Raw genomic sequence first — 21,243 nt, 5'->3', positions numbered from 1 at the left:
CTGGCGCACCCGACCGGTGCGCCCGGAGGTAATATCATGCAAATGTTTCACAGAAAGAACGGTGAAGAACAGCCGTTCTGGCCGGCAGGTCCGTTTAAAGTCCGTCTGCCATTTATCCACTATCGCTGGGAATTCGCGGAGATGGTGCAGGCGCTGATCATGTTCGTGGTCAGCCTGGCAATGATTCCGCTCCTGGAAACCTATCTTGGCGTGCCTTATGACGTCGCCCTGGCCTACGTGGTCATCTGTGGCATTGGCTTTATGCTACCGGCGTTGCTGGGCGTGCCCCTGGTGCCGGGCTGGATTACCCCGGGCATTCCGGTAGTACTGCTGTTCCTGTCCGATTACGAACCCGGTCCTGAAGCGATTCAGGCACTGTTTGCCCTGCAGTTTTTGGTGTTTATCATCTTCCTGTTCCTGGGCGTTACCCGGCTGGGCAGTAAGCTGGTGGAGCTGATCCCCCGTTCGATGAAAGGTGGCATTATCATCGGTGCTGGTATCGCGGCGCTCATGGGTGAGATCGAGGCCGGTGGCCGGCTTGCCAACACGCCGATCTCCCTGATTGTTGGCGGTCTGGTCTGCTTGTACCTGATGTTCTCGGTGTCGTTCAAAGGCTTTGTCGACACCAATGTGTTGGCGCGTAAAATCGCCAACTACGGCATGGTGCCGGGTATGGTTGTGGCCATCCTCGTGGGTTTTGCTGTTGGTGAATACGATGTGCCGACTGTTGAATGGGGCATCACCAAGCCGGCTTTTGACCAGCTCTGGAACTACCTGCCGTTCACGGTCGGCTTCCCGGACTTGAACATCTTCCTGTACGCCATTCCGACCGCGGTTATTGCCTACGTCATCGCCTTTGGTGACATCGTGGTCGGGCAATCGCTGATGAGCCGTGTTGATCACCTGCGTAAAGACGAAGACATCGACAACAGCATCGACCGTGCCCACCTGGTAACGGCCATCCGTAACGGTGGCCATGCCTTCTTCGCGCCATACCCGGGTCTCGCCGGTCCGATCTGGACCGCGGTAACCGCGACTATGGCCGAGCGTTACAAGTACGGCCGCAACGCCATGGATTCCATCTACAGCGGGGGTGGCACTTTCTGGATCACTGGCTTTATCGCCCTGTTCATGCTGCCACTGGTGAGCTTCTTCCAGCCGGTGTTGCCGATCGCGCTGTCGCTGACTCTGCTGCTGACGGGTTACATCTGCCTGATGGTTGGCTTTGAGCAACTGGAAAACAACACCGAGCGCGGCATTGCCGGCACCATGGGGGTCGCACTGGCCGTCTATGGCGCGGGCTGGGGCCTGGCGACCGGTGCCGTCCTGTACTTCCTGATTGAGCGCACTCATATGCTCGGATTCACCCCGGATCCCGAAGCACCGGGTGCGAAAGAGAAGAAAGAACACTGAACCTGACGCCGCTGGATTCGGCGGCGTCAACCCACTGTGTGTCCTTGGGAGGCTTTATGCCTCCCTTTTTTGTGGCCGAAAGCCTGGTGCTGACAGTTTGTCATTTTATGACAGCGTGTCGATATTTAATCAGAAACCTCTTTCCGCCGGCTTGAATCGGGAGTTACACTCGGGGTACTGGTGAATAATTATCCAATGTCGAGTTTTCCAAAAACAAACAACAAGCCGACAACAGGGGGTCCAATGACCATCAGTTCCACACCGGACGGCATCGCCGTCAAACCGAGAAATCTGCGCTTTGATCTTAAGGGTGAATTGAAAACCCTGTGGCATGGAAACGACGCCTTCCGCACCGCGTTCTTCAACGCTCTGTCCCTGCAGTTTCCAGATGGCGAACAGCAATTTATCAATGCGGTCCGGCTGTACCGGGATCAGATAGACGATCCGAAGCTGACCGAGGAGATTCGTGGTTTTATTGGTCAAGAGGCGCTGCATAGCCGGGAGCACAAGGACTACAACGACGCCCTGAAAGCGCGGGGTTACGATATCGACGCCCTGGACACACGATTCCGCAAGCACATGGACTGGGTTGGCCGGATGCCGCCGGACCGGCAGCTGGCGGGTACCTGTGGTGCCGAGCACTACACGGCGGTGTTGGCGAACGCGATTCTGAGCCATCCGGACTGGATGGAGGGTGCTACACCCACCATGCAGCGATTGTGGCGCTGGCACGCGATCGAAGAAACCGAGCACAAATCGGTGGCGTTTGACGTTTACCAGGCCTGTGTGGGTAATGAGCGTTTACGCCGGATTGTCTTTCTGTTCGTGACCTGGAACTTCTTCAAGTACACCTTCCTGAACACCTGTAGCCTGCTGAAAACCGATGGCAAACTCTGGAGCGTGAAAACCTGGCTCGGGGGGCTGAACTTTCTGTGGGGGCGGCCTGGCGTGTTGCGTAAATGCTTGCCGGAGTTCTTCGCCTATATGCGCAAGGGTTTTCACCCGTGGCAACAAGACAACCGGACGCTCGTGCAACAGAATCTGAAAGAGCTTGAAGTGTGAGTGTTGCATCCGGGTGCTGAAATTTTCACCAGCTTGTGCAAAACTGTAGCGCATTAAAAAACATGACAAGAAAGGGCTCGCCCGCCTGAGGCGCGGCCCGCACCCGGAGACACACAGCATGCGCGTAGGCCTGATTGTTGATTCCGCCTGTGACCTGCCTTATGACTTTGCCCGCAAGCACGACCTGTTCGTGTTGCCGGTCACCGCGATTATCGACGGCCAGACCTATACCGACAAACATGATCCCGTACGCACTCAGGAGTTCTACCTGAGTGGCTTGCTGGACAAAGCTCATGAGGCGGAAACCCGGGCCTTTACAGTGGAACAGATTCATGACCTGCTGATGGAGCAGGTTGTGACGGAATTTGACGTGGCCATCTGCGAGACTGTCACCAAAAATCGTAGCCAGATCTTTCAGAACGCCACTGAAGCGATGAATTCCGTGATGGCGCATTATGAGGGTGCCCGCAAGGCAGCTGGCCGGGATGGCAAGTTCTCCATGCGGGTCATCGACAGCAAGCAGATTTTTGCCGGGCAAGGGTTACTGGCGGCTCACACCCTACGGCTGATTGGCCAGAACGTGTCCAAGAACGCCCTGCGCCAGGAAGTGGAATCGTTTACCGACAAGATCTACACCTGTGTGATCCCCCGCGATTTGCATTATATCCGCGAGCGCGCGCGCCGTCGTGGCGATAAGAATGTTTCGGCATTGGCGGCCTTTCTCGGTAAAGCGCTGAACATCACTCCAGTGATCTTCGGCCGCGGCGTTGAAGGCAAGCCTGTGGTCAAGACTCGCCACTTCGACATGGCCGTTGAGAAAGTGATGAATTACGCAGCAGCCCGCGTAGACGCCGGTTTGCTGACCCCTTATGTCAGTCTTTCCTGTGGTCTGAGCTGGACCGATATCGAAGATCTGCCAGGGCTGAACCGATTGCGGGATGCCTGTGAACGCCATGGCGTGGAGCTGCTGTTATCGCAAATGGGCATCACCAGCGCGATTTATGTAGGCCCCGGAAGTATCTGCTTGGCCCTTGCGGCTGAGCCCCATGCTTTCAACGATTTTCAGTAATAGTAGTCGTGGCCGGTTTGCCTGACTGGCCCTGCGATACCTTCCTTCAGGTAATTCAGGCAAACCCGCCTTTGCCCGGTTCGTGTTAGCCTCACAATCAAATTTCAGGACCCCCCGTCAAAGGATGCCAGGTTTATGACCAAAACCACCCAAAACCTTGTTGATACTCTGTTGGAAGCACACGTCAAACACGAGATGGCCGCGTTGAAAGGGGCGAAGCTGCAGAAGTTTCTTGATCAGGAGGTGGACGAACTTCTGAACCACGCCGATAGGATCACCCTGAACCGACTGACCAGTGTTGATCAAATTATGGGTGTGATCCGGCGGATTGTCGTCGACATGGAGCTGGACGCGGGCATCCCGGAACTGGCGGCAGAGATGGCGAACGAGGTGATGAAGGCTCAGGTGCAATCTGACACCACCCTGGGCGAGATTCTGTCTCGGGAGCAGGCCAGCGAATTTATCGATGAGGCACTGGAACTGCGCAACCAGCGCGAGCGCATCATCACCGAGATCATGGCGCATCCGGTGTATCAGGAACTGGTGTCGAACGTGGTGTATCACGGCCTGATCAACTATTTATACGAAGATAACCTGATCGCCCGCTCGGTACCCGGCGTGGGCTCCATGATGAAGTTCGGCAAGAAGATGGCCAACAAGGCCGTGCCTGGGCTGGATGAAACTTTTGAACGGCGCATCAAGGCTTGGTTGTCCGAGAGCCTGCCCGGACTGCTCGCTCGCAGTGAGCAGTTTTTGCACAAGGCGTTCTCGGACGATGAACTCAGGGACAGCGTCATGGCTGCCTGGGTATCACTGGAAGGGCAGACCATTGACCAGCTTCAAGACGGTTTGGGTGAAGTAGAGCTGCAGGCCTTCGTGGTATTGGGTTACGAGTTCTGGCTGAATTTCCGTAAAACCGGGTATTTTGACGGTTGTGCCCAGGCTGTGGTTGATCACCTGTTCGTCAAATACGGTGATCGACCGGTCATGGAGTTGTTGCAGGACGTGGGCGTCACCCGGCAGGTCATCGTTACCGAGGTTGAAGCATTGGCGCTGCCGATTATTGATGTGCTGCGTGAGGAAGGTTACCTCGAGGCACTGGTGCGCAGGAGACTGGGGTCGTTTTACCGGTCAGCTGCGGCGAAGAAGCTGCTGGCCGATTCCTGACCCCGCGCTGTGAGAAGCATCAACAGAAAGGGCCGGAAGACATGCGTCTTCCGGCCCTTTCTGTTTTTTCCTGAAGAGGGTGCTGGTTACCGGTTCCGGTCTCAGCGCTCCAGGTACTGAATCTTGTTGGGCTTGCCGTCCCATTCTTCCGCGTCTGGCAGCGGATCTTTCTTTTCCGTGATGTTTGGCCACTTGGCGGCCAGATCCGCATTAATCTCCACAAACTGTGCCTGGTCAGCTGGCAGTTCGTCTTCAGAGAAAATGGCTTCGGCCGGGCATTCAGGCTCGCACAGGGCGCAGTCAATGCACTCGTCCGGGTCGATTACCAGAAAGTTGGGGCCTTCGTAGAAGCAGTCCACCGGGCAGACTTCCACGCAGTCGGTGTATTTGCACTTGATGCAGTTATCAGTAACGATAAACGCCATGGTCAGATCCCTGGTTCGTAAATATTCAGTCTCATCAGGAGCCTTGAATCACTGGCCCCACCTATAATTAGATGCGCGATATTGTAGGGAGCACCCCGTGTGCCCGCAAGCATTCCACTGCTATAACCTTATTACATGGGTCAATTATGGCCCAGTTACCCGCTATTTTTGCAGAAGCGCCTTGAGTTCGTACAGCTGATTGAGTGCATCCCGGGGTGTCAGTTCATCAATCTCCAGTTTGCGCAACGCGTCTTCCACCTTGCTCGGATCCATGTTGGCGAACATATCGCCCTGAAATACCGTCTCGCTGTCCGCTTGATGTTTGGGCGCGGGCTTTGCCAGGGTGGCCTCTGCCGTTCTGTGAGGTGCCGGTTTCGTCGGGCTGGCACTGCCCTCCAGATGCGCCAGTTGGGCTTTGGCATGGCGAATGACTTCCTGGGGTACACCCGCCAGCTTGGCCACCTGTAAACCATAGCTCTGGCTGGCGGGGCCGTCATGGACGTTGTGCAGGAAGACAATGCTGTCGTCGTGCTCGGTAGCGGTCAGGTGCACATTGACCGCATGCTCGAGATCGTCCGCCAACTGGGTCAGTTCAAAATAGTGGGTGGCAAACAGGGTGTAGCAGCGAATTTCCTTGGCCAGGTGCTCGGCGGTGGCCCAGGCCAGCGACAGGCCATCAAAGGTACTGGTGCCCCGGCCCACTTCGTCCATCAGCACCAGGCTGTTTTCAGTGGCATTGTGCAGAATGTTGGCGGTTTCGGTCATTTCCACCATGAACGTTGAGCGGCCACCGGCAATGTCATCGGACGAGCCCATACGGGTGAAAATCCGGTCTACCGGCCCCAGCACTGCCCGGTTGGCAGGCACAAAACTGCCGGTGTAAGCGAGCAGAGCGATCAGTGCGGCCTGGCGCATGTAGGTGGACTTACCGCCCATATTCGGGCCGGTAATCACCAGCATGCGCCGCTTGTTGTCGATCAACAGGTTGTTGGGCACAAACGGCTCATCCAGCAGTTGCTCCACCACCGGGTGGCGGCCCTCTTCCACATCAAAGCCGGGCTGATCGGTAAACTCTGGCGCGACAAAGCGCAGGCTGGTGGCGCGCTCGGCAAAGTTACTGAGTACGTCCAGCTCTGCCAGGGCCTGGGCGGAGTCCTGCAGAGGGGCCAGTTGTTCGGCGACCGATTCCAGTACCTCGTCGTACAGGCCTTTTTCACGGGCCAGGGCGCGGCTCTTGGCGCTCAGCGCTTTGTCTTCAAAGACCTTGAGTTCCGGGGTGATAAAGCGTTCGGCATTTTTCAGGGTCTGCCGGCGAATGTAATCCACCGGCGCCTGACCGGACTGGGCCCGGCTGATTTCGATGTAGTAGCCGTGTACCCGGTTATAACCCACCTTCAGGGTGCTGATGCCGGTGCGTTCCCGCTCCCGGGTTTCTACATCCAACAGATACTGGCCAGCGTTCTCACTGATGTTGCGCAGTTCGTCCAGTTCTTCATCGAAACCTTCCCGGATCACCCCGCCATCGCGCAACACCACTGGCGGATTCTCAATAATGGCTTTCTCCAGCAGCTCGGCCAGCGCCGGGTATTCGCCGATGGTGGTGGCCAGTTTTACCACGTGGTGTGAATTCACCGGCTTCAGGATTTCCTGCAGGTCGGGCAAAGCCACGAAAGCATCCCGCAAGCGGGCCAGATCCCGCGGCCGGGCTGAACGTAACGCCACCCTGGACAGAATCCGCTCGATATCACCGACCCGTTTCAGCAAGTCATGGGTCGGCTCGTAGTGAAAGCCGTCGAGCAGGGCAGAGACCGATTGCTGGCGCTGGCGCACCACGTCGACATCCCGCAACGGCCGGTTCAGCCAGCGGCGCAGTTCCCGGGCGCCCATGGCGGTCGCGGTGCGGTCCATCACCCAGGCCAGAGTGTGCTGTTGGCCGCCCATCAGGTTGGTGTCAATTTCCAGGTTGCGGCGACTGGCGGCATCCAGAATCACCGCGTCTTCCCGGCGCTCCCGGGTCAGTTTGCGAATGTGGGGCAGGGCGGTGCGCTGGGTTTCCCGGGCGTACTGCAGCAAACAGCCGGCGGCGCAGACGGCCAGGTGCAGGTCTTCGCAGCCGAAACCGGTCAGGTCTTTCACCTGCAACTGCTGGGTAATCACCCGGCGGGCGGAATCCACTTCAAATAGCCAGGGTCCTTGCCGCCGAATACCGGTATACCCTTGTAGAAGGTCACCGTAGGGGAAGTCTTCGCTGATCAGAATCTCGGCTGGGTGCAAGCGCTGAAGCTCGCCCTGAAGGGCTTCCGGGTTTTCCAGCTCCGAAACCGCAAACCGGCCGCTGGAAATATCCAGCGAGGCAAAACCAAACTGGTCTTTGTGGTTGTAGATGGCCACCAGAAGGTTGTCGCGCCGGTCTTCCAGAAACGCCTCATCACTGAGTGTGCCCGGTGTCACTACCCGCACCACCTGCCGGTCCACCGGGCCTTTGCTGGTGGCCGGATCGCCAATCTGCTCGGCAATAGCAATGGATTGACCTGCACGCACCAGGCGGGCAATGTAGCCTTCAGCGGAGTGATAAGGAATGCCCGCCATGGGGATCGGGTTGCCGCCGGACTGGCCCCGGGCGGTCAGGGTGATATCCATCAGGTCCGCCGCCTTCTTGGCGTCGTCATAAAACAGCTCGTAAAAATCCCCCATGCGGTAGAACACCAGCTCATTGGGGTGCTCACCCTTGATCTTCAGGTATTGCTGCATCATCGGCGTGTGCTTGGAGAGGTCGGTCTGAGCTGCTGACGGCTTTGCTGACATGAGAGCGTCCGGTTGATCGTCGGTTTGGATGAGAGCGGAGATTGTAAGAAAATAATGCGCGGGATGAAACGAAGGCTTTGCTAACCCCCCCCCCCTCTTGGAGATCGCCATGCAGGCCACGGATCAACAGTTACAGGAAGCCGGTAACGCTCTGGGCGACCGGCTTGTGGAACAGAATAAAACCATCGCCACCGCCGAAAGCTGCACCGGCGGCTGGGTGGCCAAGATATTGACCGACCGGGCCGGCTCGTCGGCCTACATCATGGCTGGCCTGGTGACCTATAGCAACGAAGCCAAACAGGCCATTCTGGGCGTAGAAGCCCCTGTATTGGCAGAGTACGGCGCGGTCAGCGAAGCCGTGGTGCGCCAGATGGTGGCCGGGGCTGTCCGCGCCACCGGTGTCGATGTCGCCGTCGCTATCAGCGGCGTTGCCGGCCCCGGTGGCGGCAGCGCGGACAAGCCGGTGGGCACAGTCTGGTTTGCCTGGGGAACCGGCCCAGACCACACAGAAACTCGCGTAAAGTGCTTCAAAGGTGACCGTGATCAGGTGCGTCGGCAATCGGTTTTGTATGTGTTGCAAGGAGTTACGGAGTTTCTGGAAACGCTGTGAACTTTTTCACCGGGGCAGGGGTTGGTCTGCGCTAACGCTTATGTTTTAATACTGTTCAAATATACAGGAAAACACTGGATAGCTCCGGTGTCATCGCTTTGAATTCTGCTGCTTGCGCCCACATCAACGGGGTGCGGCAGCGCCGGCAAACGAGGGTTAGCTACAATGGAAGACAACCGTAAAAAGGCACTGACCGCCGCGCTTGGTCAGATCGAGCGTCAATTCGGTAAGGGCGCCATCATGAAGATGGGCGATCACCCCCGCGAGGCGATCCCGTCCGTTTCCACCGGTTCTCTTGGCCTGGACGTTGCTCTTGGCATTGGCGGCCTGCCTTACGGCCGGATCTGTGAAATCTACGGCCCTGAAAGCTCCGGTAAAACCACGCTGACCTTGCAGGTTATTGCTGAAGCCCAGAAGCAGGGCAAAACCTGTGCCTTCGTTGATGCCGAGCACGCCCTTGATCCTCAATATGCGGAAAAGCTGGGTGTGAACGTAGACGATCTGTTGGTATCTCAGCCCGATACCGGTGAGCAGGCTCTGGAAATCTGTGACATGCTGGTGCGCTCCAACGCAGTGGATGTCATCATCGTCGACTCGGTTGCTGCCTTGACGCCAAAAGCTGAAATTGAAGGTGAAATGGGCGACTCTCACGTTGGCCTTCAGGCCCGCCTGATGTCGCAGGCTCTACGTAAACTGAATGGCAACGTCAAGAACGCCAACTGCCTGATGATCTTCATCAACCAGATCCGCATGAAGATTGGCGTCATGTTCGGCAGCCCGGAAACCACCACCGGCGGCAACGCGCTCAAGTTCTATTGCTCGGTACGTCTCGATATCCGCCGCATTGGCGCGGTCAAGGACGGTGACGAAGTGATTGGTAATGAAACCCGCGTCAAAGTGGTCAAAAACAAGGTGGCGCCGCCGTTCAAACAGGCGGAATTCCAGATCATGTACGGCAAGGGCATTTATCGCATGGCCGAAGTGTTGGACATGGGCGTGAAAGAAGGCTTCGTCGATAAATCCGGCGCCTGGTATGCCTACAACGGCGACAAAATCGGCCAGGGCAAAGCCAACGCCTGTAAGTTCCTGGAAGAAAATCTGGATCTTGCCCATGAAATTGAAGCGAAGGTTCGCGACAAGCTGATGCCCAAACCGGTCAAGAAAGAAGCGGTAGAAGCGCCGGCCGAAGCGAACGGTGAGTTGCTTTAATCGCACTCTGTTGCATCGCCCACTGTAAAGTTGCTGGGCGGTGCAAGAGTAAGATCGGAACACTATGGCAACTAAAAAACAGCTATTGATAGTAGCCCATGCGCCGTCTCCGAATACCCTGAAGTTGCGGGAAGCCATAGAAAATGGCGCCCGCCACCCGGATATTGACGCGGTTGACGTAGTCGTCAAAGCACCACTCGATGCCGGCCCCGAGGACGTACTGGCCTGTGACGCCATCATCCTCGGCACCACCGAAAACCTCGGCTATATGTCTGGAGCTCTCAAAGACTTCTTCGACAGAAGCTACTACCCTTGCCTCGAAAAAACCCAGGGCCTGCCCTTCGCCTTTTATATCCGCGCCGGCCACGACGGCACCGGAACCCGCCGTGCTATCGAAAGCATTACCACCGGATTACGCTGGAAACTCATTCAGGAACCCCTGATCTGCCGGGGCGATTACAGCGACGAGTTTGAGGATCAGTGCGGTGAACTTGGCCTGTACGTGGCGGCCAGCCTGGATGCCGGCCTGATCTGATCAGCTGACCAGTCGATTGTAAAAGCCTTCTATGCGGGACAGCGCATTGTCCATCGCTCGCGAATAACCCTTTTTGTCCAGGCAGTAGCTGAACTGAAGGCTGATCCGAAACCCGGTCTGGAATGGCTGGCACGACATCACGCAGGCATCAATCCGCGGCTCGTTAATGTACTTGCCTTCAATATCGAGAGCCAGGCGCGCACCCTCATCCACCGGGCGGGGGCACAAGACTGCCATGCCATAGCGATTAAGGTCCAGACAGGTCACTGCCACTGGCGGTTTACCGCGACCGAAGAATCCTTTTTCGCGGAGTTGCACCCTGAGGCGGGACGCCGGAAAACGATCCTTGATGCGGCGATCTGCGGAATTATTCGTCATGTTATTGGCCATCACGGGTGTTGTACTTGTTGTGTTCAGAATCCATCTGAGCCTGGAAGTGTAGTAATCGACTGCTTGCCTGAAAAATGACCAAAGGGGGTTTTGTGACCGGATTCACAAATAGCGTCAGCTAAGGCCCGATCGGATAAAACCGGAAGTGGTACGCGACAGGCCGATGCTCAAACACTACAATGCCTGCGATAGCCATTATACAAATTTGAACACAACGGGAATCGAACTTGAAGTCACTGCCATTGCATCAGCTTTACAAATCCTGCGTTCTGAAAGACCTGCCATTCAAAACCACCCGGCAACTTGAGCCGCTGGCCGAAATCGTTGGCCAGAATCGTGCCCAGGAGGCTGTGCGCTTTGCCCTGGCCATGCCCCATGGTGGTTATAACGTCTACGCAGTCGGCCGGAACGGGTTGGGCAAGCGCACCATGATGCTTCGATACCTGGAACACCACGTCGATACCGAGCAACAGAGCCACGATTGGTGCTACGTTGCTAACTTCGATGAGCCGCGCAACCCTACGTTGCTGAAGCTGCCTGCCGGTCAGGGAACCCAGCTCAAGCAGGATATGGAAAAGCTGATGGCGCGGCTGGTGAAGATGATTCCCCAGACCTTTGATAGCGATAGTTTTCTGGAGCGGGCAGAAAAACTCAAGGATGAGTACGCCAAAAAACAGGAAGACGAACTGGAAAAAGTGGCGGCCCAGGCCAAGCGTAAGAAGGTCAGTCTGAACATCACGACCCCGGGCGGCTATCGGCTGGTGGCCATGAATGGCGAAGAACCACACACCGCAGAAAGCTTCCAGGCGCTGACCGATGAACAGCGGGCAAAGTTCGAAGATTCCGTTAACAAACTGGAAAAGAAGCTCCGTCAGGCCCTGCGCAAACTGGCTGACTGGGAGCTGGAATATGCGGAAAAACAACACCTGCTCAACCAGGAAACCCTGGAAGGTATTTCCGGCCATCAGATTGATGAGCTGATCGAAAAGTACCAGGAACTGCCCGGTGTGGTGACTTACCTTAACGCGGTCCGTAAAGATCTGGTCGACAACCTGGATATCTTTCTGGAAGACGACGAAGAGCGGGCTGCCATCGCTTACGCGTCACTCGACAAGAAGACCCCACGGCGTTATCTGGTGAACGTGCTGGTGCACCAGAAAACCAATGAGGTGCCGGTGGTGGTGGAAGATAACCCCACTTATCACAATCTGTTTGGCTATGTTGAGAATGTGACCTTCAAAGGCACCGTGTTCACCGATTTTTCTCTGATTCGCCCGGGCAGTCTGCACAAGGCGAACGGTGGTTACCTGTTGATGGATGCCATCAAGGTGCTTGAACAACCGTTTGTCTGGGACGGTTTGAAGCGGGCTCTGCGCTCCCGCACCCTGCAGATCAACTCCCTGGAGCGCGAGCTGACGTTGTCCGGCACCATCTCCATTGAACCGGAAGCGGTGCCACTGGATGTCAAAATAGTCCTGTTTGGTGACCGCGAAACCTGGATGCTACTGCAGGAATACGATCCCGAGTTTGCCGAGTTGTTCCGGGTGACGGCGGATTTCGAGAACGAGATGTACCGTACCGAAGAAAGTCAGCTGCTTTACGCCAAGTTTATCGCAAGCCTGGTGGTTGAGAAGAAGCTGTTGCATTGTTCCAGTAAAGCGGTGGCCCGCATAATTGAGCACAGTGCGAGAATGGCCGAGCATCAGGACCGACTGTCGCTGCACGCGGCTGATATCGCCAACCTGCTGCGCGAATCCGATTTCTGGGCCCGCCAGGCTGGTGCCAAACTGATTACCGAAGTGCACGTGGAGCGCGCCCTGGAAAGCGCTCGCTATCGAAGCAGTCGTATTCGGGACCATTTCTATGATTCTATCCGGGACGGTTCTACACTGGTTTCAACCACTGGCACTTGCGTCGGTCAGGTGAATGCGCTGTCTGTGCTGTCAACCGGAGGTTTCGAGTTTGGCTTGTCCAACCGGGTGACCGCAACCTGCTACTATGGTGATGGCGAGGTAATGGACATCGAGCGCGATGTGAAGCTGGGTGGCAATATTCACTCCAAGGGCGTGATGATCCTCAGCTCTTGGTTGTCGTCGCATTTTGCCGTCACCGACCCTATGCACTTGTCGGCCAGCCTCACCTTTGAGCAGAACTATGGTGAGGTAGATGGAGACAGCGCGTCGCTTGCTGAACTGTGCGCGCTGGTGTCTGCGCTGTCCGGAATTCCGGTACGGCAGGATCTTGCCATTACCGGGTCAGTGAATCAGTTCGGCGAGGTTCAGCCGATTGGTGGCGTGAACGAAAAAGTAGAGGGCTTTTACGCAACTTGCGAGCTCAAGGGTGGTCTTTCCGGCACCCAGGGTGTGATTGTTCCAGCGACAAATGTGCAGAATCTGATGCTGGACAGCGAGGTGGTCAAGGCGGCCAGAGCAGGCACCTTTGCGGTGTATTCAGTAGCCCGGGTAGAAGAAGCCATCACTCTGTTGCTGGGTAAGCCTGCCGGTAAAGCCGATGAGAAAGGACGGTACCCCAGGCAGAGCGTTTTTGGCATTATCCAGCAACGGCTTGAAACCATGCGCGAACACGAGCGCCAGGAACACGCCCGCGACGATCACAAAGATCCATCCATCCACTGACCGGCCCAATAATAAAACGGACAGGAGAGTAAAGATCGATGACTGACATCCAGCAAACTGTGTATGTGGTAGAGGACGACGAGGCAGTCCGCGATTCACTCGAATTGTTGCTGAAATCTGACAGCAAGCCGGTGAAACCCTATGAGAGCGCCAATGCGTTTCTTGCCGACTATTCCGACAAGATGGCTGGCTGCATTGTGCTGGATATCCGTATGCCGGGTATGGATGGCATGGAGTTGCAGAAAAGGCTCAACGACAAGCATTCTATTCTGCCCATCATCTTTGTGACCGGTCATGGCGATGTACCCATGGCAGTCGATGCCATGAAAGAGGGCGCGGTGGACTTCATCCAGAAGCCCTACCGCGAAGAGGCGCTGCTGGAAAAAATTGAAGCGGCGCTTGAGCAGGACCGTGAGCAACGTAAATCTCTTGGTGAAAGGCAGGAGATCGTTCGCCGGGTTAAAAGCCTGACGCCCCGTGAGCGAGAAATCATGGACCGCATGATCGCCGGGCAGGCCAACAAAGTGATCGCGATTGAGCTGGAAATCAGTCAGCGGACGGTTGAAATCCATCGCTCCAGAGTCATGCACAAGATGGGCACCCATTCATTGGCACATCTGGTGCGTATGGTTCTGTCCGTAAAGGAACTTATCGACTAGGTCTGTCGACGTCGTCATGATACGACGACGTTTTTAACCGGCCATGTTTCTATGACTGAAGTTGTCACTGAGAACTCCGAGGTGACGGTTCTGCTGGTGGATGACAATCCGCAGAACCTGAAGGTCCTCTACGAGACCCTGAAAGACAAAGGTTACCGGTTGCTCATCGCCAATGAAGGCGAGAAAGCACTGGACCTTGCTCACCGCCATCACCCTGAAGTGATTCTGCTCGATATCATGATGCCGGAAATGGACGGCTATGAAGTGTGTGAGCGCCTCAAAGCCGACCCGGAAACCTCAGACAGCGCGGTGGTGTTTCTTTCTGCGCTTGACGATCTGCAAGCCAAAGTCAAAGGTTTCAGCCTTGGCGGCGCCGATTACATCTCCAAGCCCTTTCAATCCCAGGAAGTGATCGTACGGGTCAAAACCCATGCCCGGGTGATCCGTCTGGAGCGGGAACTGCAGGCCCGTAATCGCGAACTTCAGGGCGACCAGGCCCGCATACTGAACTCCATCAACGAGGGCATTTACGGCCTCGACGAGCAGGGTGTTATCGAATTTGCCAACCCGGCGGCGGCCATGATCATGGGCTGTCCGGCGGAAGACTTGATCGGTAAGAGTTTTTTCAATCTGCATTTTTCAACTGCGGCCGAGTGTCAAGACAGCCTCCCGGTAATGGCAACCTGCGGCCAAGGTGTGGCAGAAGGCCAGCGTGATATCCGCATGTTGCGGGCCGATGGCAGCGGCTTTCCGGCCGAGTATCGTTCGACCCCCAAACTGGATGATGGCGAACTACATGGCGCCGTAGTGGTGTTCCGGGATATTACCGTTGAGCTGACGAACGAGCAGGCGCTGGACGACGCAAGAGCGCTGGTGCAGGAGCAGCGTGATCAGCTGGCGCATACCTCTCGGCTGACCACCATGGGTGAGATGGCGGCGGGCTTTGCCCATGAGATCAATCAACCGCTGACCGCCATTACCAATTATGCCCGTGTTTCCAAGCGCATGATGGCGAAAGAACAGCCGGATCTTGCGCTGTTGCAGGAGACGCTGGACAAAATTGAAGCGCAATCGCATCGGGCCAGCGAAATCATCCGGCGGATTCGCCGGTTCATGAAAAAGCCGGCGACTGGCAAAGAGATTGTTTCGCTACCAGCTTTGCTGGAAGACACCCGGCAATTCGCCGAGGTGGATATGCGTAACAACGACGGTGGCATCGAAGTATTTTTCGAAGAGGCTTTGCCGGATGTGCTGGCAGATCCGATTCAGGTGCAACAGGTTGCGCTTAATCTGATTCGTAACGCGCTGGAGGCGACGCGCAGCGCGGACTCATCGACACCGGTGGAAGTCAGCGCTCGCCGCTGTGCCGAGCATTGCGTCCGGATTCAGGTGCTGGATCACGGAGTCGGAGTGCCTGAAGACGCAGTAGAAAAACTTTTCCATCCTTTCTACACCACCAAAGATGACGGCATGGGCATTGGATTGGCCACCTGTCGCTCACTGATTCAGGCTCAGGGCGGCGATATTGGTTATGAGCGCCCTGAGCGGGGCGGGGCATGCTTCTTCTTCACCCTGCCGATAGCCGGCGCCGAGGGCCAGTCCTGCGTGACGGACTAGGCCTCAGAGCCATTCGATGCGGCCACTCAGGTGCGGCGCATCACCCTGAGCGTTGAGTAACTGATAATCCCAGCTGTCATCGCTGGTTCGCCAGTTCAGTTGAGCGGTACCCGGCAGAAACAGTGGTTTCTTGAATTGACAGCTTACCCGCACGGGCCCCGCTTTCCATTCATTCTGTTGCTCCAGTAAGGCCAGGATCCGGGCCTTGCTCCACATACCGTGTGCAATCGCCCGAGGGAAACCAAACGCCTTGGCGCTGAGCGCGTGCATGTGGATCGGATTGCGGTCGCCGGATACGCGGGCATACTGTCGCCCAAGGTTTTCGGCCACGGCAATGGTCTCGGAACAGGGATAGATCTCAAGCTCTGGTGGCGTTGATTTCGGCTTGCTACCCTTTTCGCTGGCGATCCGAAACAGGTTGGTGCTGCTCTCTTCCCAGATCAGTCGACCGGCCGAGCGGGCTTCCGTGATCAGGTCAAATTCAATGCCGCGGTTGGTGTTCTGCTGGTTGCCCAGCGTTACCCGGATGTCCAGGTTCTCGCCGGTGCTGATCGGCCGGTGCTGGGTGATCGTGTTGCGCAGGTGCACCAGGCCCAGCAGGGGCAACGGAAACTGGCTGTCTGTCAGGAGTTTCAGGTGCAGCGGAAAGGCCAGGATGTGGGGCCAGGTCAGGGGCAGCATGGAACCCGTGGAAAACCCGCAGACACTGGCGTAGCGTGGCAATACAGGCGTATTGGTGGCGGCGCCGAGCAGATCGACCTGCAACTCCGGTATTTTCGTGTTCACACCCGGCGTCTGCGATTTTGGCCGCAATGCCCGGCCGAACAGCGGCAGCAGCGCAGGTGCCTTGCTGTGGTAAACCAGTGGCTCTGTCATGTTGGCTATCTCCCGAACCGGTCTCGTCGACCGGATAGTTTCCCGTGAATCGTTAACGTAACTAAAGATTTACTCTACATTCTGGTACAACTGTGCGTTCGTGGCCTGATATGCTCTAATATGCGACGAAAGTCTTGACGGTCAAGTAGTCTGGCAAACCCGACCAGATCGGGCATTGACCGGCCGAGCCAATGGCACCGTCCGGCGGGTCAAAGTAGTAACCAATAAATAAAAAGCGGGATACTATGCAGGAATTACGTGATGCAGGTGTGATGTTGCGCCTGATATACGAGGCGATGAAAAAGAAGGGCGTGGATACTGACGCCATTTTCAGCCGCCTCGGCGTTGACGAGAAGTATGTATACACCGACCAGCTCCGAACTCCTCACAGCGCCCAGGTTTTTTTCTGGCAGGCAGTGGAAGATGTTTCGGGTGATCCGGACATAGGGTTGCACCTCGGTCCGCTTCTGCCAGCCTACAAGGGGCAGGTTCTAGAGTACCTATTCCTCAGCAGCTCTACTTTCGGCGAAGGTTTGCGCCGCGCCCAGAATTACCAGCGCCTGCTGAGTGACGCCGCTAACACCGAGTTCTTCATTGAGGGCGACGAAGCCTGCATGGTTCTGGATGCTGCATCGGATGAAATTCGGCGGCTCCGGCATTTCAACGAATGCTTCGTGCAGGGCTTGATCACCTTTTTCAAATCCATCACTGACGGCAATTTCTATCCATCCCGGATCGAGTTCGAGCACCAGCGGGAGCAGGGCCAAGACCATGTCAGGGAGCTGGTTGGCTGTGATGTGGTGTTTGGTGCCGAGGAGAACCGGTTGTACTTTCCGGTGGACATGCTCTCCCACGCATCGCCTCATGCCGAGCCGGAATTGCTGGCCTTGCATGAGCGCTTTGCCAGTGAGCAAGTGGCGCGACTGGAGAAGAAGGACATTGTCGGGCAGGTGGAACGTATCATCGCTGAGTTGTTGGACAGTGGCGAAGTGACGCTGGATGCCGTGGCCGAGCGCCTGGGTATCAAACCACGAACGCTGCGCACCCGGCTGACCGAGGCCGAGACCAGCTTTAATCAGGTGCTGGCGGATTTCCGCTATCGGCTGGCGCGCCAGTTGCTGGCAACTACGGATGAGTCCATTGATGAGATTGTTTACCTCACAGGATTTTCAGAGCCCAGTACCTTTTATCGTGCCTTCAAGCGTTGGTCGAATATGACGCCGATCGAGTACCGTAAAACAGCTCAGGGCAAAGACGCGATGGTTGATGCCATGTGACCGCCCGGAAGGGAAAAGTGAAAAAAGTTCGGAAAAATCGTTGACATAGCCGGGGGCCTCTATATAATTCGCCCTCGTTGTCACAGAGCAGTTGCAAAGCGGCTCAGTAGGCAACCCGCGCGGAGCGGTAGTTCAGTTGGTTAGAATACCGGCCTGTCACGCCGGGGGTCGCGGGTTCGAGTCCCGTCCGCTCCGCCATTTTTTCTCCCCCCTGTTATTCTTTACATCCCTTGTATCTGTTTTCTGCGCTCTCCAGGGCTTACGCCATGCCAGCGTTGATACGCCTTGTGAAATGCCGGTGGATTGGCAAAACCAAGCAGCCACGCAATTTCCGATAAGGAGCTGCCCGTTTCTTGGAGGTAGTCCTGAGCCAGTTGTTTTCGTGTGTCATCCAGCAATTGCCGAAAGCCGGTGCCTTCACTGGCCAGTTGTCGCTGCAGCGTCCAGGGTGTAGTCCCCAGTCTCGTGGCCAGTGCCTCCAAGGTAGGTGTCTCGCCTTTTAGCAGCGGAGTCATCAGGTATCTGGCCCGATCGGCAACACTCCAGCCTTTACGTAGTTGCTTGAGCTCCTGCTCGCAGCCATTGGTCAGTTTCTCGTGCATGCCTTCGTGCGCCTGGAAGGGCACCTGCTCCCAAACGCTTGCCTTCAAGCGTATCGAGTTCTCGGTTGCTCCGAATTCAACCGGGCAACGAAACCAGCTTTCGAACACCTCATCCAGCCCGATTGACGGGTATTCAATGCGCACCTGCTCCAGCACATCGTAGCGACCGGTCATATGGCGCACCATTTGGGTCCAGGCAGCCAGAATCGAATCCACCACAAAGCAGTTGTAACGGTTATAGGGTCGGATCGAATAGAACCGGGCAGTGCGTTGCTCCGGGCTGAGAGTGGATTCGCCACGGGAATTCTGACTGCTTAAAAGCGCGTAGCGGATCAGGGTGGCCAGTGCCTGCCCGATGGTGGGGCCGGTCTCGGCGGCGACACCGGCAATGCCGGCGTCAATCGGCCGGGTAAGCGCACCCATCCGCAAACCCAGGGCTTTATTGCCGGTGAGGGTGATCGCGGCATGGCCAAGGCGCATGAACCTGGGAATGCTGATCCGGGCATCTGGCGACGCCAATGCCGAGTCGCTCAGGTGATACTGCGTTTTTAGAGTGTTGGTATCGCCACCTTCCGCTTCTGTGGCTCGCAGAAGTACCAGAACATAGAGCAGGCTGATATCGCCGAGCCCGTTCTGTTTGGGTTTGTTGGTTTTGGTCATGCGCTTATTATGGGTGTTGTTTTAAGATAATTAAATGTAAGTTTTGGATATTGTTGGTGTGGACGATGCTGGGTACTGTAACGGCCATAACAACGGGAACCCTGGGTTACCCGGACTGACAATACGATGAGGAGATTACCGATGACCGCAAACGCTGGCGTCAACAAGTACCCGCACCTGCTCGAGCCCCTGGACCTGGGTTTTACCACCCTGCGTAACCGCTCGTTGATGGGTTCTATGCATACCGGCCTGGAAGAAGTGAAGAACGGCTTCGAACGCCTGGCCGCGTTTTATGCAGAGCGTGCCCGCGGCGGCGTTGGCCTTATCGTCACAGGCGGCATCGGGCCCAATACGGAGGGCGCTGTGTTCCAGCATGCGGCCAAGATGAGTACCGAGGAAGAGTCCGACAAGCACAAGGTGATCACTCAGGCGGTGCACGAAGCAGACGGCAAAATCTGTATGCAGATTCTGCACGCCGGCCGCTACGCCTATTCTCCGGAGCTGGTTGCTCCGTCCGCCATTCAGGCCCCGATCAACCCGTTCAAGCCCAAAGAGCTGGATGAAGCGGGCATCGAGAAACAGATTGACGATTACGTGAACTGTGCCGCCCTGGCCCAGCGTGCCGGCTATGACGGTGTCGAGGTTATGGGTTCTGAAGGTTACTTTATAAATCAGTTCATCGTTAAACATACTAACCACCGCACTGATCAGTGGGGCGGCAGTTATGAGAACCGAATTCGCCTGGCCATCGAAGTTGTTCGTCGGGTACGAGAGCGAGTGGGCGAAAACTTTATCATCATCTACCGCTTGTCCATGCTGGATCTGATCGAAGACGGCAGCACCTGGGAAGAAGTGGTTCAGCTGGCCAAAGCCATTGAAAAGGCCGGTGCCACGATTATCAACACCGGCATCGGTTGGCACGAAGCCCGCGTGCCCACCATTGCCACCTCTGTGCCCCGGGGTGCTTTCAGCAAGGTGACGGCGCGTCTGAAAGGCGAGGTCAGTATCCCTCTGGTGACCACCAACCGTATCAACATGCCGGACGTGGCCGAGAAGATTCTGTCTGAAGGCGATGCCGACATGGTATCCATGGCGCGGCCCTTCCTGGCGGACTCGGATCTGGTGCTCAAGGCCGCTGAAGATCGCGCCGATGAGATCAACACCTGTATCGGCTGTAACCAGGCGTGCCTGGACCACACCTTCAGCGGCAAGCTGACCACGTGCCTGGTCAATCCCCGCGCCTGTAACGAGACCGAGCTGGCCTATGTGAAAACGTCAGCGCCCAAGTCGATCGCGGTGGTCGGTGCGGGTCCTGCCGGTCTGGCTTTTGCCTCTGTGGCCGCAGAGCGTGGCCACAAGGTGACCATGTTTGACGCAGGCAGCGAGCTTGGTGGCCAGTTCAATGTGGCCAAGCGCATTCCGGGCAAAGAAGAATTCTATGAAACCCTGCGGTACTACCGGGTGATGCTCGACAAGCATGGCGTGGATGTACGTCTCAATACCCGGGTCTCTGCCGACGACCTGAAAGCCGGTGGTTTCGACGAAGTGGTTCTGGCAACCGGGGTCGAGCCACGGATGCCGGATATTGACGGCATCGACCATCCGAAAGTGATCGGCTATCTGGATGCCCTGCTGGAGCGTAAACCAGTGGGTCAGCGAGTGGCGGTGATCGGGGCTGGCGGTATCGGTTTTGACGTGTCTGAGTTTATCGTGCACAAGGGTGAGTCGCCTGCCTTGAACACCGACCACTTCATGAAAGAATGGGGTGTCGACCTGACGGTACAGCACCGTGGTGGTATTCAGGGTATGACACCGGAGGTTCCGGAGCCGGCTCGCGAGGTTTACCTGCTGCAGCGCAAGGCTTCTAAGGTGGGCAAGAATCTGGGTAAGACCACGGGCTGGATTCACCGCACGTCGCTGAAGAACCGCCAGGTTCAGATGGTTCCCGGGGTCAGCTATCGCAAGATTGACGACGAAGGCCTGCACATTACTGTCACGCCGAAGGGTGCCGAGCACGGCGAAGACAAACTGCTGCCAGTGGATACCATCATTGTATGCGCCGGTCAGGAGCCGTTGCGGGAACTGCAGTCGGGCCTCGAATCCGCAGGTGTACCAGTACACCTGATTGGTGGCGCAGACGTAGCGGCGGAGCTGGATGCCAAGCGGGCCATTAACCAGGGTAGCCGCCTGGCAGCGGAGATCTGATCACAAAACGTTGCAGTATTTCGCTG

Annotated in this window: 17 protein-coding genes and 1 tRNA gene; 13 read left to right on the top strand and 5 right to left on the bottom strand. The window is 56.6% G+C overall.

All coding sequences use genetic code 11. The annotated features are described in order from the left end of the window. The first annotated feature begins 36 nt into the window (after positions 1-36). The 4 genes from C7H08_RS17500 (at position 37) to C7H08_RS17485 (ending at position 4,711) form a co-directional block, all read left to right on the top strand. On the top strand, positions 37-1,413 hold the full coding sequence (locus C7H08_RS17500) for a solute carrier family 23 protein (protein ID WP_106673492.1): 1,377 nt from the start codon (positions 37-39) through the stop codon (positions 1,411-1,413). 243 nt (positions 1,414-1,656) lie between these two features. Further along, positions 1,657-2,475, top strand: coding sequence for a metal-dependent hydrolase (locus tag C7H08_RS17495; RefSeq protein WP_106673491.1), 819 nt, complete (start codon positions 1,657-1,659; stop codon positions 2,473-2,475). A gap of 118 nt (positions 2,476-2,593) precedes the next feature. Further along, positions 2,594-3,544 (top strand): DegV family protein, encoded by a 951-nt coding sequence (locus tag C7H08_RS17490; protein ID WP_106673490.1) that lies wholly within the window; start codon positions 2,594-2,596, stop codon positions 3,542-3,544. A 135-nt stretch (positions 3,545-3,679) separates the two neighbouring features. Then, the gene (locus tag C7H08_RS17485; protein WP_106673489.1) at positions 3,680-4,711 is read left to right on the top strand and encodes a hypothetical protein; all 1,032 of its coding nucleotides are present in this window, start codon (positions 3,680-3,682) and stop codon (positions 4,709-4,711) included. Between the two features lie 101 nt (positions 4,712-4,812). Here the strand turns inward: C7H08_RS17485 and fdxA are convergent, their stop codons facing one another. After that, positions 4,813-5,136: a ferredoxin FdxA gene (gene fdxA, locus C7H08_RS17480; RefSeq protein ID WP_106673488.1), complete on the bottom strand. Its 324-nt coding sequence runs from the start codon at positions 5,134-5,136 to the stop codon at positions 4,813-4,815. 162 nt (positions 5,137-5,298) lie between these two features. Further along, a complete protein-coding gene (gene mutS / locus C7H08_RS17475; protein WP_106673487.1) occupies positions 5,299-7,941 on the bottom strand; it encodes a DNA mismatch repair protein MutS in 2,643 nt (880 codons plus the stop codon). A gap of 109 nt (positions 7,942-8,050) precedes the next feature. Between mutS and pncC the strand changes: the two genes are divergently transcribed. The 3 genes from pncC to C7H08_RS17460 all read left to right on the top strand — a co-directional run bounded on the left by pncC (position 8,051) and on the right by C7H08_RS17460 (position 10,295). Then, positions 8,051-8,551, top strand: coding sequence for a nicotinamide-nucleotide amidase (gene pncC / locus C7H08_RS17470; RefSeq protein ID WP_106673486.1), 501 nt, complete (start codon positions 8,051-8,053; stop codon positions 8,549-8,551). A 165-nt stretch (positions 8,552-8,716) separates the two neighbouring features. Next, complete coding sequence (recA, locus tag C7H08_RS17465) at positions 8,717-9,760, top strand: recombinase RecA (RefSeq protein ID WP_106673485.1); 1,044 nt, start codon at positions 8,717-8,719, stop codon at positions 9,758-9,760. Between the two features lie 64 nt (positions 9,761-9,824). Continuing rightward, positions 9,825-10,295 carry a flavodoxin family protein gene (locus C7H08_RS17460; protein ID WP_106673484.1) on the top strand — a complete coding sequence of 157 codons (471 nt, stop codon included), beginning with the start codon at positions 9,825-9,827 and terminating at the stop codon, positions 10,293-10,295. Here the strand turns inward: C7H08_RS17460 and C7H08_RS17455 are convergent, their stop codons facing one another. Then, positions 10,296-10,673, bottom strand: a complete 378-nt coding sequence (locus C7H08_RS17455; protein ID WP_106673642.1) for a PilZ domain-containing protein — start codon at positions 10,671-10,673, stop codon at positions 10,296-10,298. A gap of 239 nt (positions 10,674-10,912) precedes the next feature. Between C7H08_RS17455 and C7H08_RS17450 the strand changes: the two genes are divergently transcribed. Genes C7H08_RS17450 through C7H08_RS17440 form a run of 3 tightly spaced genes read left to right on the top strand, consistent with a single transcriptional unit; the run spans position 10,913 to position 15,597 of the window. Then, positions 10,913-13,321: a Lon protease family protein gene (locus C7H08_RS17450; RefSeq protein WP_106673483.1), complete on the top strand. Its 2,409-nt coding sequence runs from the start codon at positions 10,913-10,915 to the stop codon at positions 13,319-13,321. Between the two features lie 38 nt (positions 13,322-13,359). After that, a complete protein-coding gene (fixJ, locus tag C7H08_RS17445; RefSeq protein WP_106673482.1) occupies positions 13,360-13,980 on the top strand; it encodes a response regulator FixJ in 621 nt (206 codons plus the stop codon). Between the two features lie 51 nt (positions 13,981-14,031). Beyond that, positions 14,032-15,597 carry an ATP-binding response regulator gene (locus C7H08_RS17440; protein ID WP_106673481.1) on the top strand — a complete coding sequence of 522 codons (1,566 nt, stop codon included), beginning with the start codon at positions 14,032-14,034 and terminating at the stop codon, positions 15,595-15,597. A gap of 3 nt (positions 15,598-15,600) precedes the next feature. Here the strand turns inward: C7H08_RS17440 and C7H08_RS17435 are convergent, their stop codons facing one another. Then, positions 15,601-16,473 carry a MaoC family dehydratase gene (locus tag C7H08_RS17435; protein ID WP_106673480.1) on the bottom strand — a complete coding sequence of 291 codons (873 nt, stop codon included), beginning with the start codon at positions 16,471-16,473 and terminating at the stop codon, positions 15,601-15,603. Positions 16,474-16,718: 245 nt separating this feature from the next. Here C7H08_RS17435 and C7H08_RS17430 point away from each other — a divergent pair, with 245 nt between their 5' ends. Further along, positions 16,719-17,750, top strand: a complete 1,032-nt coding sequence (locus C7H08_RS17430) for an AraC family transcriptional regulator (protein WP_106673479.1) — start codon at positions 16,719-16,721, stop codon at positions 17,748-17,750. 121 nt (positions 17,751-17,871) lie between these two features. Beyond that, a tRNA-Asp gene (locus tag C7H08_RS17425) sits at positions 17,872-17,948 on the top strand. Positions 17,949-17,971: 23 nt separating this feature from the next. On the opposite strand, the gene C7H08_RS17420 is transcribed toward C7H08_RS17425, so the two are convergent. Then, on the bottom strand, positions 17,972-19,012 hold the full coding sequence (locus C7H08_RS17420; protein ID WP_106673478.1) for an AraC family transcriptional regulator: 1,041 nt from the start codon (positions 19,010-19,012) through the stop codon (positions 17,972-17,974). 141 nt (positions 19,013-19,153) lie between these two features. Between C7H08_RS17420 and C7H08_RS17415 the strand changes: the two genes are divergently transcribed. Beyond that, positions 19,154-21,217, top strand: a complete 2,064-nt coding sequence (locus C7H08_RS17415; RefSeq protein WP_106673477.1) for an NADPH-dependent 2,4-dienoyl-CoA reductase — start codon at positions 19,154-19,156, stop codon at positions 21,215-21,217. Positions 21,218-21,243 lie beyond the last annotated feature (26 nt).

This window comes from Marinobacter halophilus, assembly GCF_003007685.1.
In the GTDB taxonomy this organism is placed as follows: Bacteria; Pseudomonadota; Gammaproteobacteria; order Pseudomonadales; family Oleiphilaceae; genus Marinobacter; species Marinobacter halophilus.
This window is presented reverse-complemented; position numbering and strand designations above follow the sequence as displayed.